This window comes from Brevundimonas diminuta ATCC 11568, assembly GCF_000204035.1.
GTDB classification, from domain to species: domain Bacteria; phylum Pseudomonadota; class Alphaproteobacteria; order Caulobacterales; family Caulobacteraceae; genus Brevundimonas; species Brevundimonas diminuta.
Map to the genome: position 1 here is coordinate 96,881 of NZ_GL883086.1, position 15,556 is coordinate 112,436.

At 66.6% G+C, this 15,556-nt stretch carries 14 protein-coding genes; 11 read left to right on the top strand and 3 right to left on the bottom strand.

The genetic code is table 11. From position 1 onward, the window contains the following. Positions 1–5 precede the first annotated feature (5 nt). Entirely contained in the window at positions 6–257 is a 252-nt protein-coding gene (locus BDIM_RS04200) for a FliM/FliN family flagellar motor switch protein (RefSeq protein WP_003164329.1), read from the bottom strand. Positions 258–322: 65 nt separating this feature from the next. On the opposite strand from BDIM_RS04200, the gene lipB reads away from it, so the two are divergent. Continuing rightward, positions 323–1,039 (top strand): lipoyl(octanoyl) transferase LipB, encoded by a 717-nt coding sequence (lipB, locus tag BDIM_RS04205; protein WP_003164330.1) that lies wholly within the window; start codon positions 323–325, stop codon positions 1,037–1,039. Here lipB and BDIM_RS04210 read toward each other — a convergent pair. Then, a complete protein-coding gene (locus BDIM_RS04210; protein WP_003164331.1) occupies positions 1,015–1,407 on the bottom strand; it encodes a DUF805 domain-containing protein in 393 nt (130 codons plus the stop codon). The two genes, lipB and BDIM_RS04210, sit on opposite strands and share 25 nt — an antisense overlap. 184 nt (positions 1,408–1,591) lie before the next feature. Here BDIM_RS04210 and BDIM_RS04215 point away from each other — a divergent pair, with 184 nt between their 5' ends. The 4 genes from BDIM_RS04215 to BDIM_RS04230 all read left to right on the top strand — a co-directional run bounded on the left by BDIM_RS04215 (position 1,592) and on the right by BDIM_RS04230 (position 5,088). Beyond that, positions 1,592–3,076 (top strand): hypothetical protein, encoded by a 1,485-nt coding sequence (locus BDIM_RS04215; protein ID WP_003164332.1) that lies wholly within the window; start codon positions 1,592–1,594, stop codon positions 3,074–3,076. A 72-nt stretch (positions 3,077–3,148) separates the two neighbouring features. Beyond that, on the top strand, positions 3,149–3,640 hold the full coding sequence (gene msrB, locus BDIM_RS04220; RefSeq protein WP_040346539.1) for a peptide-methionine (R)-S-oxide reductase MsrB: 492 nt from the start codon (positions 3,149–3,151) through the stop codon (positions 3,638–3,640). Positions 3,641–3,683: 43 nt separating this feature from the next. After that, complete coding sequence (locus tag BDIM_RS04225) at positions 3,684–4,298, top strand: hypothetical protein (RefSeq protein ID WP_115616114.1); 615 nt, start codon at positions 3,684–3,686, stop codon at positions 4,296–4,298. 121 nt (positions 4,299–4,419) lie between these two features. Then, a complete protein-coding gene (locus tag BDIM_RS04230; protein WP_003164335.1) occupies positions 4,420–5,088 on the top strand; it encodes a DedA family protein in 669 nt (222 codons plus the stop codon). A gap of 214 nt (positions 5,089–5,302) precedes the next feature. Here the strand turns inward: BDIM_RS04230 and BDIM_RS04235 are convergent, their stop codons facing one another. After that, positions 5,303–8,575 (bottom strand): amidohydrolase family protein, encoded by a 3,273-nt coding sequence (locus BDIM_RS04235; protein ID WP_003164336.1) that lies wholly within the window; start codon positions 8,573–8,575, stop codon positions 5,303–5,305. Positions 8,576–8,800: 225 nt separating this feature from the next. On the opposite strand from BDIM_RS04235, the gene BDIM_RS04240 reads away from it, so the two are divergent. The 6 genes from BDIM_RS04240 to BDIM_RS04265 form a co-directional block, all read left to right on the top strand. Next, positions 8,801–9,349 carry a GNAT family N-acetyltransferase gene (locus tag BDIM_RS04240; RefSeq protein ID WP_211205968.1) on the top strand — a complete coding sequence of 183 codons (549 nt, stop codon included), beginning with the start codon at positions 8,801–8,803 and terminating at the stop codon, positions 9,347–9,349. 435 nt (positions 9,350–9,784) lie between these two features. Further along, a complete protein-coding gene (locus tag BDIM_RS04245) occupies positions 9,785–12,466 on the top strand; it encodes a TonB-dependent receptor domain-containing protein (protein WP_081461836.1) in 2,682 nt (893 codons plus the stop codon). Between the two features lie 78 nt (positions 12,467–12,544). Beyond that, positions 12,545–13,258, top strand: a complete 714-nt coding sequence (locus tag BDIM_RS04250) for a PepSY domain-containing protein (RefSeq protein ID WP_040344992.1) — start codon at positions 12,545–12,547, stop codon at positions 13,256–13,258. Between the two features lie 9 nt (positions 13,259–13,267). Next, positions 13,268–13,993, top strand: coding sequence for a PepSY domain-containing protein (locus tag BDIM_RS04255; protein ID WP_003164340.1), 726 nt, complete (start codon positions 13,268–13,270; stop codon positions 13,991–13,993). Positions 13,994–14,080: 87 nt separating this feature from the next. Next, a complete protein-coding gene (gene hutC / locus BDIM_RS04260; RefSeq protein ID WP_003164341.1) occupies positions 14,081–14,812 on the top strand; it encodes a histidine utilization transcriptional repressor HutC in 732 nt (243 codons plus the stop codon). 38 nt (positions 14,813–14,850) lie between these two features. Further along, positions 14,851–15,556: NAD(P)/FAD-dependent oxidoreductase (locus BDIM_RS04265; RefSeq protein ID WP_040344995.1), on the top strand; the 706-nt coding region annotated here is incomplete at its 3' end.

Here is a 15,556-nt window from a genome sequence, read left to right on the forward strand (position 1 = left end):
AAGGGTTAGGCGGCTCCGGCCATGAAGTCGTACACGTCCGCCGGGCGCGTCACCGTGATGGCGATGCGGTCGTCGCGAATTTCGATCTCGCCGCGTGCGACCGGATGGTTGTTGGCCAGAATCCAGACTTCGTCCTTTTCCGAGGCGTCCAGCGGGATCACCGCGCCGCGGCCCATGCGCAGCAGTTGCTGCATCGGCAGGACCGAACGGCCCAGCACGACCGAAATCTCGACGTCGACGGCTTCGATCTGGCTCAAGACGATACTCGCAAATCAACGGGCGGCCCTTGCGCCGCCGCGTTCGGCCCCACATTGAGGGCATCATGCTTGCCGACCCGTTAAACTCTTCCCAACGCAGCCTGCTTCGCGAGGACGGCCGTCCTGTCGAATGGGCGCTGTCGTCCGGCTATGTCGACTACGCCGCCGCCGAGGCCGCCATGGAGGTGCGCGTCGCCGCCATCGCCGCCGGAGAGGCCGAGGAGTTGGTCTGGCTGCTGGAGCATCCGCCGCTCTACACCGCAGGCGTCTCGGCCAAGGACGACGACCTGCTGGCGCCCGACCGTTTTCCGGTCCACCGGACGGGGCGGGGCGGGCAGTTCACCTATCACGGGCCGGGCCAGCGCGTGGCCTATGTGATGCTGGACCTGAATAAGCGCGGCAAGGACGTGCGAGGCTTCGTTCACGGGCTGGAGGACTGGATCATCGGCGCCCTGGACCGTTTCGGCGTCGAGGCGGGAATGCGCGAGGGACGCGTCGGCGTCTGGGTCGAGCGCAAGGGCGCGGGCTGGAGCCGCGAGGACAAGATCGCCGCCATCGGCGTCAAGGTCCGCAAATGGGTCAGCTTCCACGGCATCAGCCTGAACGTGGAGCCGGATCTGGACCATTTCGGCGGCATCGTGCCGTGCGGCATCACCGAACACGGCGTGACCAGCCTGGTCGATCTGGGCGTACTCGCGACGATGGACGAGGCGGACGATGCGTTGAAGTCGTCCTTCCAGCAGGTGTTCGGACCGGTTCAGCCCGGCGTCGCGCCGCTCTGACGCGCGGCGCCGTAGCGGTTGAAGGCTTTCTGACCAGGCAGGACCGCAAGGTCGAAGGCGATCAGGACGAGAGCGGCCGTTGAGACCCAGCCCAGAAGCGTCAGCGGCTGCGGCCAGACCAGGGCGAAGGCCAGCAGGATCGGCCCGCTCCACCAACCTGAGCGCCCCCGGTCATGCAGGCGTTGGGACAGGATGCAGAAGCCGCCGTAGAGCAGGGCGGCCGCGACCAGGGCGTGAAGCCAGCCGGGCGTTCGCAGAAAAATGTCCACGGCGACCCAGGCGCCGATCAGGCAGGCTGCGCCCGCTAGGAAGCGAATTCGACCGATGCGCCCCGTAGAATTCAAAAACAGATCAGCCAGGGCGGTCATTCTGGGGCACGCGGCGTTTCGGCGCGTTTTGCGCCTGCGGAAACCACGGCCTAGTCGGGAAACGGGCGCGCGTAAACGCCGCGGTCCGCAAAGCGGTGCAATTTCGTCACAGGGGTGGCGACGGCGCCGTTAATGGGTCTAAAACACGACCAACCCGCATACTGAACGGACTGGGAGAACCCCTATGCAACGCCTGCTTTCCGCTTCGGCGGCCGTACTGGCCCTGAGCTTCGCCGCCTCGGCCGCCTCGGCCCAGAACTTCAGCGATCTGGCGCGGCAAGACCTTCAGGCCATGCACGCGGCTCTGCGCGACAACCACCCTGCCGCCGTGGTGCCGGGAGACGCCAGCGCCCCCTTCCGCGCCTGGCTGGATGCGGGCCTGCAGCAGGCGCAGGCCAAGGCCGGTCAGGTCAACAGCGGCGACAGCCACGCCTATCTGCTGCGCTGGTACGCCAACGGTTTCCGCGATTCCAACATCGCCGCCCGCCCGACCTATGAGGGCCTGGGTCCGTTCTTCGCCACCAGCTGGCCGGGCGTGGCCACGGCCTGGCGCAACGGCCAGTACGTCGTCTCCTATGTTCAGCCGGGCGTGCGCGGCGCGCCGCCGCTGGGCGCCGTGCTCAAGAGCTGCAACGCCGAGCCGATCGAAGACCTGGCCAAGGCCAAGCTGGACCAGTTCGAGGGCGACCTGACGACCGAGGCTGGCCGCGTCCGCAGCGCGCCCTATCTGCTGTGGAACCGCAACAATCCGATGACCACCGGCGTGCCGGGCACCTGCGAGTTCCAGGTCGGCCGCCGCACCCGCGACTTCACCCTGTCGCCGCAACCGGCCACGGCCCAGAACCTGGAAGCGGCCTATCGCGCTTCGGTCTATGTCCCGTCGGGCGCGCCCCTGTCGGTCGAGACGGTGAACGGCCGCCCGTGGATCAACGTCCATTCTCTGGCCGATGACGCCGCCTGGGACGCCTTCTTCGCCCAGATCGAGGCGCAGTCCGCCGCCATCCGCGGACCGCAGGGCTTTGTGCTCGACCTGCGCGGCGCCAACGGGGCGTCGGTGAACGCCACCTCGCGCGGCTATGGTCTGGCCAACCGCATCTGGTCGCCGGAGTTCACCGTCAGCCGCCAGCCGGAAGCCGGTCAGATCACCTACCGCGCCACCGCCGCCAACCGTCAGTGGTTCGCCGACACCCTGAACCGCATGGTGTCGGACCCGCGCTTCGTTCAGGAATCGGGCGCAGTGATCGAGCAGACCCAAGCCATCGTCGCCGCCTTCGACAGCGCCATCGCCGCCGGTCAGCCGACCTTCGTCATGCCGGGCCGTCCGGCGACGCCGGACACCGGCGCCGCCAACCCGGTGCAGGGCCAGGTGATCGTGCTGGTCGACGCCGGCTGCTCGGGCGGCTGCCTGGACACGCTGGAGCTGCTGAGCCGCCTGCCGAACGTGCGCATCGCCGGCTCGACCACGGCTGAGGACACTATCTTCATCGAGCCGACGACCCTGCGTCTGCCGTCCAACTACGCCGACCTCAGCTATGGTCATAAGGCCTGGACGACGCGTCAGCGCGGCAACAACGCGCCTTACGCCCCGGCCGGCGCCCTGGCCTATGCCGGCGACGCGACCGACGAAGCCGCCGTGCGGACCTGGGTGAACGGCCTGTTCGGCGCCTGATCCGAACGTTCATTACGGACTATCGAGGGCCGGACGGTGGAACGACCGTCCGGCCCTTCCTATTTTGAGATCATGACCCAGACCGAATCCGCTGCTCCGATGCGCTCCGCCTCCGGCTATGACTTGACGCCGCCGACCGACAGCCAGCGCGTGGCGCTGGAGGCCGACCTCTCGCCGGAAGAGAAGCGCGTGCTTCTGGCCCATGGCACCGAGGCGCCCTTCTGCGGAACCTTGCTGGGTGAAAAGCGGGCAGGGGTCTTCTGCTGTCGCGAGTGCGGCCTGCCCTTGTTTCGCTCGGGGACCAAGTTCGAGAGCGGCACGGGCTGGCCCAGCTTCAACGAGCCGGTCGATCCGGCTCACGTCCGCTCCGTGCGCGACGACAGCTACGGCATGGTGCGGGTCGAGACGCGCTGCGCCCGTTGCGACAGTCATCAGGGCCACGTCTTCCCCGACGGCCCGCCGCCGACGGGCCTGCGCTACTGCATCAACTCGGTCGCGCTCAGTTTCGTGGCCGAGGGAGAGCCTTTGCCTGATCCTTTAGGGCGCGACGACGGGACGGCCTGACCTTGGCCGCATTTGGGGTTAGGGTGGTTGTGAACGGGAGTAGATGCGTATGCTGATCGAACTCATGGCCGCCTCCCTCTTGCTGGCGAGCAGCGATCCCGAGGGCGTGGTGTCGACGGCGCCGCGCGCTGGTCCGGGCGCCGTGCCGACGGCGAGCGCCGATGCATTGGCCGCGACGGTCGGCGACGCCTCGCCCGCCGTGACGCTTCAGACGGCAGCCCCCCACGGCCTGTCTACAGAAGAGCAGATTTCCCGCTGGATCGGCGAGCGCAAGGCGGATGCGCCGCCCGTCGAGACCTGGGCTGACGCCTGGGAAGAGGCCGCGCCGCGCAAGATGCACGGTCAGGTCAGCGCCGGGATCGGCACCGGCGGCTATAAGGATTTCGGCGCGGCGGTCTCTCTGCCGCTGGGCGAGAACGGCACGCTGAACCTGAGCTTCAGCCAGACGAAGAACGCGCCTTGGGCCTACGGCTATGGCTACGGGCCCTATGGCTTCGGCGCGGGACGCTTCGGCCTGGACGGCTACGGCTGGCGCGACGCCTACGGCGCCGTGCCGGGGCCCTGGGGCGTGCGCAGCCCGCGCGAGCGTTCCAGCCGCATCCGGCCGTTCGACCTGGATGATGAGCGCCGCGAAACGCCGGATGACGCCACGCGATAGGGTGTTGGGCGGTTAAAGTGCGGCCTGAGGGTCACGGCGCGCGCTTTTTCCCCTTTGGCGTCGCATCGCCGCATTCCCTTTCTATGGGCTGATCCCATATGCCCTCGGGCAAAGGATCAGTATGGACAGTTTGCTTACCTCGGCCGCCGACTTCATCGCCCGCAACGCCATGTGGGCCGGCGTGATCCTTGGCGCGGTGACTTTTTTTGAGTCCCTGGTCGTCATCGGCGCCTTCGTGCCGGCGACGGGGTTGCTGGTCGCGGCGGGCGGCCTGGTGGCCGCGGGCGTGCTAGACCCCTTCACCGTCATCGGCGGCTGCGTCATCGGCGCCGTCATGGGCGACGCCATCTCCTACTGGATCGGTCGCCGCCTGGGCACGCGGGTGCTGCGCCACCATCTGCTGGTTCCGCACCGCCGCAAGCTGGCCTGGACGCGCCTGTACTGCCGCCGCTACGGCGTGGCCTCCATCTTCATCGGCCGCTTCTTCGGCCCGCTGCGCGCCTTCGTGCCGGTGATGGTCGGGGTGCTGCAGATGCGTCAGCGCGTCTTCCAGTTCGCCAATGTCAGCTCAGCCTTCGTCTGGGTGCTGGCCATGCTGGCGCCGGGCTATCTGGCGGCCAAGGGCCTGGCCAAGCTGGAGATGATGAGCGAGGCGCACAATCCGACCCTGTGGCTGCTGGCCTTCGGCGCGGTGGTGCTGGCGCTGGTGCTGGCCATGCGCTGGTTGAAGGGCCGTGCGGCGCGGCGCAACGCCTTGCTGGAAGCCTCGGTGCGCGGGCTGGGGGAGTAACCTCCTCGCCCCGTTCGCGCTTCAAGGCGCAAGCCGCGAGATTTCTATCTTTCGTCACCCTTGGGCTTTCATACTGCCGGCCTCCGCTCATCCCGGCGTCTGCCGGGCTGAGCGGGAATGAAGGGCGACGACCAACGCTTAGGGCCAACAGAGTCACCACGAAAAAGGGCCCGGCGGATGCCGGGCCCTTTCGCGTTCCTGCCTGGCGGCGGGATCAGTCGTGGGTGTGGCCGTGGCTGTCGGCGGCCGAGGCGGTGCCGTCGGCGCTCCAGGCCTGGCCGTCTTCGCTCTCGAACCAGAACGGCTTGCGCTCAGCGCCGCCGACCTCGTTCATATGGTTATCGAACAGACGGCCGTTGATCATGGTGTAGCCGATCTTGGTCGAGTCCCGCAGGTTCTCGAGCGGATTGGCGTTCAGCACGACCAGGTCGGCCAGCTTGCCGACTTCCAGCGAGCCGATGTCCTTGTCCATGCCCAGGGCGCGGGCGCCGTTGATGGTGCCGACGCGCAGGGATTCGTGGGCGCTCATGCCGCCCTGTTCGAACATCCACAGCTCCCAGTGCGCGCCGAGGCCTTCACGCTGGCCGTGGGCGCCGATCTGGACCGAAACGCCCTGGTCCATCAGCCGCTTGGACTCACGGGCGATGGAGATGTGGTTCAGCTCCTCCGGCGGGGTCTTCACCGGACGACGCGAACGCGCGTCGAGGATGCGGCGGGGCACGTACTGGGTCAGGATCGGATCCTTCCAGACGTCCGTCGTCTCGTACCAGTGGTTCTCGCCCCAGGCGCCGCCGAAGCCGACGACCAGGGTCGGGGTGTAGGCCGTCCCCGTCTGCGACCATAGCTGCACCGCGTCGTCGTACATCCGCTCCACCGGCACCGAGTGCTCGATGGTGGTGTGGCCGTCGACCAGCATGCTCATGTTGGCGTGGTACAGCGAGCCGCCTTCCGGCACGACCATCATGCCCAGTTCGCGGGCGGCCTGCATGATCTGCTGGCGCTGGTCGCGGCGGGGCTGGTTGTAGCTCTTGACGCTCCAGGCCCCGATGGCCTGCATCCGGCGCAGGTGCGAGCGCGCGTCGTCCAGATTGTTGACCACGGCCGTCGTCGGCGTAGCCGCGCCATACAGAATGGTGCCGGTCGAGAAGATCCGCGGCGCCACCACGCGCCCGGCCTTGGCCAGTTCGCTGTGGGCGAAGATCTCGCTGTTGTCGTTCGACGGGTCGTGCAGCGTCGTCACGCCGAAGGCCAGGGCGGCGTAGTTCACCCAGCTCTGCTGCGGTATGATCTCGTCGGAACCCATGCTGCCGTGCCAGTGGGCGTCAATCAGGCCGGGGATGATGGTCTTGCCGGCCATGTCCATGACGCGGGCGCCGGCCGGAACCGTGACCGAGCCGCGCGGACCGATGGCCTCGATGCGGTTGCCGTTGACGACGATGACGCCGTCCTCGATCACCTCTTCGCCCTTCATGGTGATCAGGCGGGCGCCGGTCAGGACGGTGACGCCGCTGGGGCGGGCGTAGTCGGCGCTGAAGCCGATTTTGATCCCGTGTTCGGCGGGCTTGGGCAGGTCAGCCGGCGCGCCGTCCATGAAGGCGAAGCTTTCGCTCAGCGGACGCGAGAACAGCTCCGGCCCCATCGACCACTGCAGGCGGCTGGAATCGCCGGACCAATGCAGCCATTCGCCGGCGTCGCGGGTGACGCGCGTCTGCGGCAGGGCCTTGGCGTCGGCGCCGACCGTCATCGGGCGGCCCGTCGGGACGAAGGGGGCGACATAGGCGTTGAAGCGTTCGGTCCAGGCGATCCACCGCTCGTCCGGCGAGATCGAGAACTCGGCCGCCCATTCGCTGCTCAGGTGGGTGCGTTCGTCTTCGCCCGACAGGTTGACGGACTTCAGGACGCGCTTGTCGCCGTCGCGATCGGCCAGGAAGATGCGGTCGTTGCGGGCGCCGAACTGCGGGTTGGCGCCGGAATCAGTGACCTTGACCGGCTCGCCGCCGCGTACGGAGACGCGGTAGACGCCCGGTTCGCGGCTCCACATGGCCGAGCGCAGATAGCCGTCGCTGGAGGTGCGATAGACGACCGTCTGGCCGTCCGGCGAGAAGCGCGGCTCCAGATAGTGGCCGGGGTTGGTCGTGATGGTGCGGCCTTCGCCGCCCGCGACCGGAACCACGCGGATAGAGCCCAGGTTCTCGTCGTTCCAGGTCGTGTAGACGATCGAGCGGCCGTCGCGCGACCAGGACGGGTACAGCTCGAAATGGTCGCTCTGGCGCGTCAGGCGACGCGGCGTTCCGGCCACGCCGTTGCGCAGGTCGCGGACCCACAGATTGCCCAGGGCCTCGAACACCACCTTGGAGCCGTCCGGCGAGGTCTGGGCCCAGCGGATCATCTTCACGTCGAACTGGGCGGGGGCCACGTCGACGGGGAATCGGGCCGTCTCCTGCACCCGGCGGGTGTCGGTGACGCGGAAGGGCACTTCGCTGACGGCCTTGGAGGCCACGTCGATGCGGCGGATCTTGCCGCCCGCCCAGATGACGATGGAGCCGTTGTCCGGCGTCCAGGCGAAGCCCGGATAGACGCCGTGGATGGCCCAGGTCTCCTGCATGTCGCGATCCAAGGCGTCATAGATCGGCGTCTCACGCCCGGACTCCAGGTCCATGACGTAGAGCGTCGACTGGTAGCGGTCGCGCCGCACGAAGGCGAGCGACTTGCCGTCCGGCGACGGGGTGGGGCGCACCGAGCCGCCCGGCCCGGTGACGAAGGGCTTGATCTCGCCCGTCTCGCGATCCAGGCGGCGGATCACATAGAGCTGGGTGTTCGGATCCTTGGAGTATTCAAAGACGCCGCCCGGCGTGGATTCGTCGCTGAAGTACATGTAGCGGCCGTCGGGCGAGAAGGCGGGCTCGCCCGTGTCCTTCTGCTGGGTGCGGCGCTCGGTCAGTTGCACGCCGCTGCCGCCGCCCGAGCGGTGGTACATCCACATCTCGCCCGCGCCCAGCGAACGCGAGGAGGTGAAGTGCTTGCGCCCGACGATGAACTGGCTGTCCGGCGTCCAGGCGGGGGAGTTCAGCAAGCGGAAGGTCTCGCTGGACACCTGGCGCGGGTTGGAGCCGTCGCGGTCCATGACCCACAGGTTGTCGCCGCCCGCGCGGTCCGAGGTGAAGGCGATGAAGCGGCCGTCCGGCGAATAGCGCGGCTGCATGTCCCAGGCCACGCCCGAGGCGATGGGACGGGCTTCGCCGCCGCCGATCGGCATCACATAGATGTCGCCCAGCAGGTCGAAGATGATTTCGCGACCGTCGGGGCTGACGTCCAGCGCCATCCAGGTGCCTTCGTCGACGTTGATGTTGACGTCGCGCTGGGCGCCGATCGGGTTCTGCACGTCCCATTTCGGCGTCGCATCAGCTGCGCCCGCTGCGGGCGTCTGTGCAAACGCCGGAAAGGCCACGGTCAGCGCCGCAGCCGTGGTCATCAGAATACGCTTCATGAAAAGCCCCTCAGCCCCTCGAACAAAACTTGATGGGGCGAAGCTAGCGGCGCGCGGTCTGGGTTGACCAGTCGGGATAATGGCGCAAAGGCCGAATAATCTTCGGTTTGCCGTCGCGCAGGCGATGGCGCGGGCCTGCGCGATTTCGTCGTATTGCCGTCAAGCTCCAGCTGACGGAGCTTCTCACGGGCGCTCTTTGCCGGGCGACGAACAATGGAGTTCTGAGTGAGTGCGTTGAGTGAAGCGTCGAATGCGCCGGCCTGGACGCTTGTGAGCGCTCAGGCTGATGACGCCGACGCCCTGGCCTTGATCGGGGCGGCCACCTTTCTTGAGACCTTCGCAGGGGTGCTGGACGGCGCGGCCATCGTCGCGCATTGCGGCGTTGCGCATGCCTCTGGCTATTACGCGGAGCGATTGAAGGCGGGGGCGGCGGCGTGGCTGGCTCAGGTCGAACATGGCGCGCCCATCGGCTATGCGCTGCTGGACAAGCCGCAGCTTCCCGAGGTCGAGGTCCGCGAGGATGATCTGGAGCTGAAGCGGATCTACGCCCTGAGCCGATTCCAGGGCGGGGGATTGGGCCGCGCCTTGATGGCGACGGCGCAGGATGAAGCGCGACGTCGGGGCGCGCAGCGATTGCTGCTGGGCGTCTATGCTCAGAACCAGCGGGCCTTGGCCTTCTATGCCCGCGCCGGATTTGTCAGGCTCGGCCAGCGGCGCTTCAGCGTGGGCGGGCGTGAGTATGAAGACATGATCCTGGCGCTCGACCTGGCGTGACCCATGGGCGCCGAACGGCGAAGCGGAACCGTCGTAGGATTCGATCTTGTGACGTTCTTTTGTGTGTTTCCGAAAATCTGGCGCCTGTCCCCACATTGTTTTGAGGGGTTGGGCGTTCGGCTGCGTATTGCCGTTTCTCAAGTATTAAAACGAAATAATCTACGGTCATGTTTAAATCGCATGATCATTTGAAGCAACGGAAAATAGTCATGTCCAGCCCGTCTTTCGAAGGCGGGGAGGGGTGTCGTTATTAGCTTGGTCAAATTTGGGGTAAATTTGCCCCATTTTTGCATTAATGCGGCATAAATATTACCGATTTTTGAGCTGTCATATGTATATACATGACTTGACGCTCAAGACGCCTCCCGCACAGGTTCCGCCCCAGTCAGAGCTAAAGGTTCTGAGCGAATACCTAAGTGGGAAGGCATGGGGACGATGAAAAAGAGGCTTTTGTTGGCGGGGGCGGCTGTCGCCGCGACTATGTACGGCGGGGCGGCGCCGGCTCAGGAAGTCGATGTGACCAATGTTGACGACATCGTCGTCACCGGCAGCCGGATCAAACGTCAGGACATCAGCGGGGTCGGCCCCGCCACGGTCGTGACTGGCGAGGACATCGAGCGCACCGGCATCACCAACGTCGAGACCCTGCTGCAGCGCCTTCCGGCGTCGGCCGGCGCGGCGGGCAATCAGACGAACTCCTACTGGACGGGCAACGGCTATGGCACGGCGCAGGTGAACCTGCGCGGCCTGGGCATCAACCGGACCCTGACGCTGATCAACGGTCGTCGCGTGGTCAACGGCGGCACCGGCGCCAACAGCGCACCCGACCTGAACATGATCCCCACCCCGATCATCGCCCGCATGGACGTGCTGAAGGACGGGGCCTCGGCCATCTACGGCGCGGACGCTGTGGCCGGGGTGGTGAACATCATCACCGTCAACGGCTATGAAGGCCTGAAGGTGTCGGGCAAGTACGGCGTCACCGATGAAGGCGACGGCCAGGATGTGACCTTCGACGTCCTGTGGGGCATCAAGAACGATCGAGGCGGCGTCACCGCCGCCCTGACCTATCAGAAGTCCGAAGAGGTCAATCTGGCCAGCCGCGCGCCGTGCGGCCTGGGCGAAGTCAACGGCGCCCTGACCTGTCTTTCCAGCGCCACGACGCCGGGCGGCCGCGCGGTCCTGCCGAACGGGCAGATGATCAACTTCAACCAGACGCCGGGCGGAGACGGCGACTTCTACGAGCCGTATGATCCGGCCAAGCACAACCACAACTCAAACGGCTATCTGAACGCTTCTTCGCCGATCGAGCGCTTCAGCACGGCCGTGCTGGCCGACTATCAGTTGACGGATAGCGTCAGCCTGTTCGGCGAGCTGTTCTTCACTCACCGCGAGAGCAACCAGATGGCGGCTCCGGGCGCCCTGCGCGACATTCGCATCGCGGCCGATCATCCGACCAATCCGACTGGCCAGGATCTGCTGCTGATCCGTCGTCTTCTGGTCGAGCCGGGCCAGCGTCAGTTCTTCCAGGAAACGGACACTTACCGCTTCGTGGGCGGCGCGCGCGGCGACATCGCCGGCGACTGGACCTGGGAGGCTTCGGCCAACTGGGGCCGCAACACCGGCGTCGACGGCATGACCAACATCGTCAACCTGCAACGGCTGGGCGATACGCTGAACACCTCGCTGTGCAGCCCGGCGCCGGGCGCGGCTGTGCCATGCGGCGATTATCTGGGCATGGGCGACGTCAATCAGGACGTGCTCGACTACATTCTGTTCAACTCGCGCGACACAGGCGGCAACGAGCAGAAGAGCTTCACCTTCGACGTCAGCGGCACGGTTATGGAGCTGCCGGCCGGCGCCCTGGCGATGGCGGCGGGCCTGGTCTATCGCGAAGAGAAGGGCTGGCGCGATCCTGACGCCCTGACGGTGCTGGGCATCTCCAACACCAACCAGCAGGATCCGATCGCGGGCGAGACCAAGGCCAAGGAAGCCTATGTCGAACTGTCGGCGCCCTTGCTGAGCGACCTGCCGTTCGTGCAGCGGCTAGAACTGGACGGCGCGGTCCGTTACTCGGACTATGACATGTTCGGCGGCGAGACGACCTATAAGTTGGGCCTGAACTGGACGGTGGTCGACAGCCTGCGTCTGCGCGCCACCTACGGCACCGGCTTCCGCATCCCCAGCGTGCCCGAACTGTTCGGCGGCGTGGCCGAAGGCAACCTGACCACGACCGATCCGTGCAGCCGCTACAACGCCAGCGGCGACGCCGTCCTGATCGCCAACTGCGCCGCTTCGGGCGTGCCGGCGGGCTATGTGCAGATGGGCACCACCATCCTGACCACGGTCGGCGGCAATGAAAATCTGAAGCCGGAAAGCACCGAGACCCTGACGTTGGGCCTGGTGTGGCAGCCGACGCAGATCAGCGGCCTGACGCTGACGGCGGACTATTTCGACATCAAGGTCGAGGACGCCATCCGCTCCATCCCCGGTTCGACCAAGCTGGCGATCTGCTATGCGACGCCGAACATGGACCACCCGTTCTGCAAGCCGGACAGCTTCACCCGCAATCCGCTGACGGGCGAGGTGAACTATCTGTCGGCTCAGCCCTCCAACACGGGTCTGGAGACGATGAAGGGCGTGGACATCGGCGTGCGCTACGCCTTCGACATCGGCCAGCGTCGCGCCAGCCTGGACTGGAACACCACCTATCTGGACGAATACGTCATCACGCCTTTCGAGGGCGGCGATCCGATCATCTTCGACGGTCACATCGGCGGCGGCAACGGCGGCTATCCGCACTGGCGCTCGAACGCCAGCCTGACGGTCATGGATGAGCGCTGGGCTGGAACCTATTCGATCCAGATGATCGGCGAGGCGACGGACTTCAACGCCGCGCCGGGCGACATCGGCTATCAGACGGACGCTGTCTTCTACCATAACGCCCAGTTCTCTTACCGGGTGAACGACAACGTCGACGTGGCCTTCGGCATCGACAACCTGTTCGACAAGAAGGCCCCGTTCATCCAGAGCTGGACCGACGGCAACACTGACACGATGACCTATGATCTGCTGGGCCGTCGCGGGTATGTCCGCCTGACGTATCAGTTCAACTAAAACCGATGTGAGGTGCGTCAGGCGCGTGTTCTGGAACGCCGCCTGACGCAGCCTTCTCTCACAAGCCGTGAGTATAAAATGATACGCTGGCCTCTATTGGCGCGTAGAACCCACAAGTGGTTTTCGCTCATCATGGGCGTCCAGGCCCTGTTCTGGATCGTGAGCGGTCTCTACATGACCGCCATCCATATCGACATCATCCATGGCGACCACCTGATACGGACGCCGGACGCCAAGCCGATCGCGACGGACGGTCTGGTGGAGCCGTCGGCCATCCTGAAGGGCGCCGACCGGACCAGCAGTCTGCGTCTGGTGCAGCAACTGGATCAGCCGCTCTACATCCTGACGGATGCGAGCGGGCAGGCGCTGTACGACGCCCGCTCGGGCCAGAAGCTGCCCCTGATCGACGAGGCCGGCGCTCGCCGGCGCGCCGAGCGGATCTACGCCCCCGAGGGCGGGGTCGTGAAGGCTGAGCTTCTGACCGAGATCCCCGGCGAGATCCGCGGCCGCGCCGCGCCGATCTGGCGCGTCGAGTTCGAGGGCATGTGGAAGCCGACCCTCTACCTTTCGCCGCATACCGGCGAACTGCTGTCCCGGCGCCATGACCTGTGGAGAGGCTTCGACTTCTTCTGGATGCTCCACATCATGGACTACGAGACCCGCGACAACATGAACAACGCCCTGCTCAAGGTCGCGACCTGGATGATGGTGGCGACGTCCCTGTCGGGCGCCTGGCTCCTGATCTTCAGTTTCCGCCGCAAGCGCCGCGTGCGCAAAAAAGCCGCTGCGTGAGGACCGCCCATGTTTCTACTTCGCAGACTTCATAAGTGGTTCGGCCTGGTTCTGGGCATCCAGCTCCTGTTGTGGGCGATCAGCGGCGCCGTCATGGCCATGATCGACCACCACAAGGTGACGGGCGGTCACGTCCTGGCCGAGGTCAAGCCTAGCCCTGCGCCGACCCAGGTGCTGTCTCTGGCCCAGGTGTCCCAGGCGATTGGCGCGCCCGTGTCGCAGATCGAACTGCGGCCGCTGCAGGACCAGTGGGTCTTCGCGGCGACGACCGCCGAGGGGATCAAGCTGGTCGATCCGCTCAGCGCCGCGCCTGTGGTCATCGACGCCGAGCGGGCCAAGGCCCTGGCGACGGCGGCCTTCAACGGTTCGGCGGCGATCACCTCGGTCACGCGCGTCGAGAAGCCGACGCTGGAGACCCGCGACTTCGCCCTGCCGGCCTGGCGGGTCGAGTTCGCGGACAAGGAGCGTTCGACCTTCATCCTGAACGCCGCCACTGGCGAGCTGGCGGGAGCCAAGACCAACACCTGGCGGCTGTGGGACGTGTTCTGGATGATCCACATCATGGACTACACGGATCGCCAGAGCTTCAACCACCCGCTCATCATCATCATCGCCACCGGCTGCCTGTGGCTGGCGTTGAGCGGTTTCATCATGCTGTTCCAGGCCTTCCGCAGGCAGGACTTCGCCTATCTGCATGACGGCGTCGAATGGTTGCAGGAACGGCGTCGCCGCTGACGACCAGGCCGGGGCGCCCGTGACGGCGTCCCGGCTTCTTCATGATTCAGAGCCTGAAGAAGGCCGCCATGACCTTGGGAGGGGCGCATGGACAGTCCGCTTCACCGGCGCATCCGGTCTGACATCGCTGAGCGCATCCTGTCGGGCGAGTGGCCGCCGGGCTTCCGTATTCCCTTCGAGCATGAGCTGATGGCCGACTACGACTGCTCGCGCATGACGGTCAGCAAGGCCTTGGCGCCCCTGGCCGAGCGGGGCATGATCGTCCGCCGCAAGCGGTTCGGCTCCTTCGTGGCGCGGCCGCGCATCCACTCCGTGCTGTTGGACATCCCCGACATTCAGGCGGAGATTCAGAAGCGCGGCGAGCCCTATGACTATGAGCTGCTGCTGCGAAAGGTCCGCGCGGCCCATCGGCGCGACGCCAGCGAACTGGGTCTGACCGCGTCCGGCGAGGTGATCGAGCTGCGCTGCCTGCACAAGGGCAGCGGCCGCGCGTTCGCCCTGGAGGAGCGGGTGATCTGCCTCACCTCGGTTCCCCAGGCTAGGGATGCGGCGTTCGATGAAATTCCCCCCGGCACCTGGCTGCTTGAGCGGGTTCCCTGGACCGAGGCCGAACACAAGATCAGCGCCGTGAACGTATCGCGGGCGACCGCCTTGACGCTGGGCGTCGAGCCGTCGGCGGCCTGTCTGTCGTTGGAGCGCCGAACCTGGCGGCGGGCCGAGGGCATCACCTTCGTGCGGCTGACCTTCCCCGGCGAGGCCTATGACCTGGGCGCGCGTTTTGCGCCCGAGCCGGACCCGACCGCTCCCACGGGGGCGTAACCGCCGCTGCAAACAGATTGAGAATGAAGGAAAAAGTCATGTCGGCTGATGGCTCGGCTCTCCTGTCGAAGGTAGTGATCATCGGCGCGGGACACGCGGGGGGCTCGGTGGCGGCGCTGCTGAGGCAGTATGGGTTTGAGGGCGAGATCGTCCTGGCGGGGCAGGAAAGCGCGCCGCCCTATCAGCGGCCGCCCTTGTCGAAAGCCTGGCTGAAAGGGGAGGCGGGTCTGGAAGACCTGCTGCTGCGCCCCGAGAGCTTCTACGCCGAGCAGAACATCGCCCTGCGCACCGGCGTCACGGCGAGCGCCATCGACGCGGCCGCCAGGACCGTGACCTTCGCCGACGGAACGGTCGAGACCTACGACGTGCTGATCCTGGCCACCGGCTCGACGGCGCGCAAGCTGGCCCTTCCCGGCGCTGACCGGCCCGACCTGCTGGAGCTTCGCACCCTCGACGACGCGGAACGGCTGAAGGCCGTGCTGGCGCCCGGCAAGCGGCTGGCGGTGGTCGGCGGCGGCTATGTCGGGCTGGAGGCGGCGGCCTCGGCCCGCGCCCTGGGCGCCGAGGCGGTGGTGATCGAGCGCATGGACCGGGTGCTGGCGCGCGTGGCGTCTCAGCCCCTGTCGGCCTTCTTCACCGATCTGCACAGGAAGCATGGCGTTGAGATCCTGACCGGCGTCGAGGTCGCTGGGTTCGAGGACGCGGGCGTGCGTCTGGCGGACGGGACGCTGATCGCGGCGGATA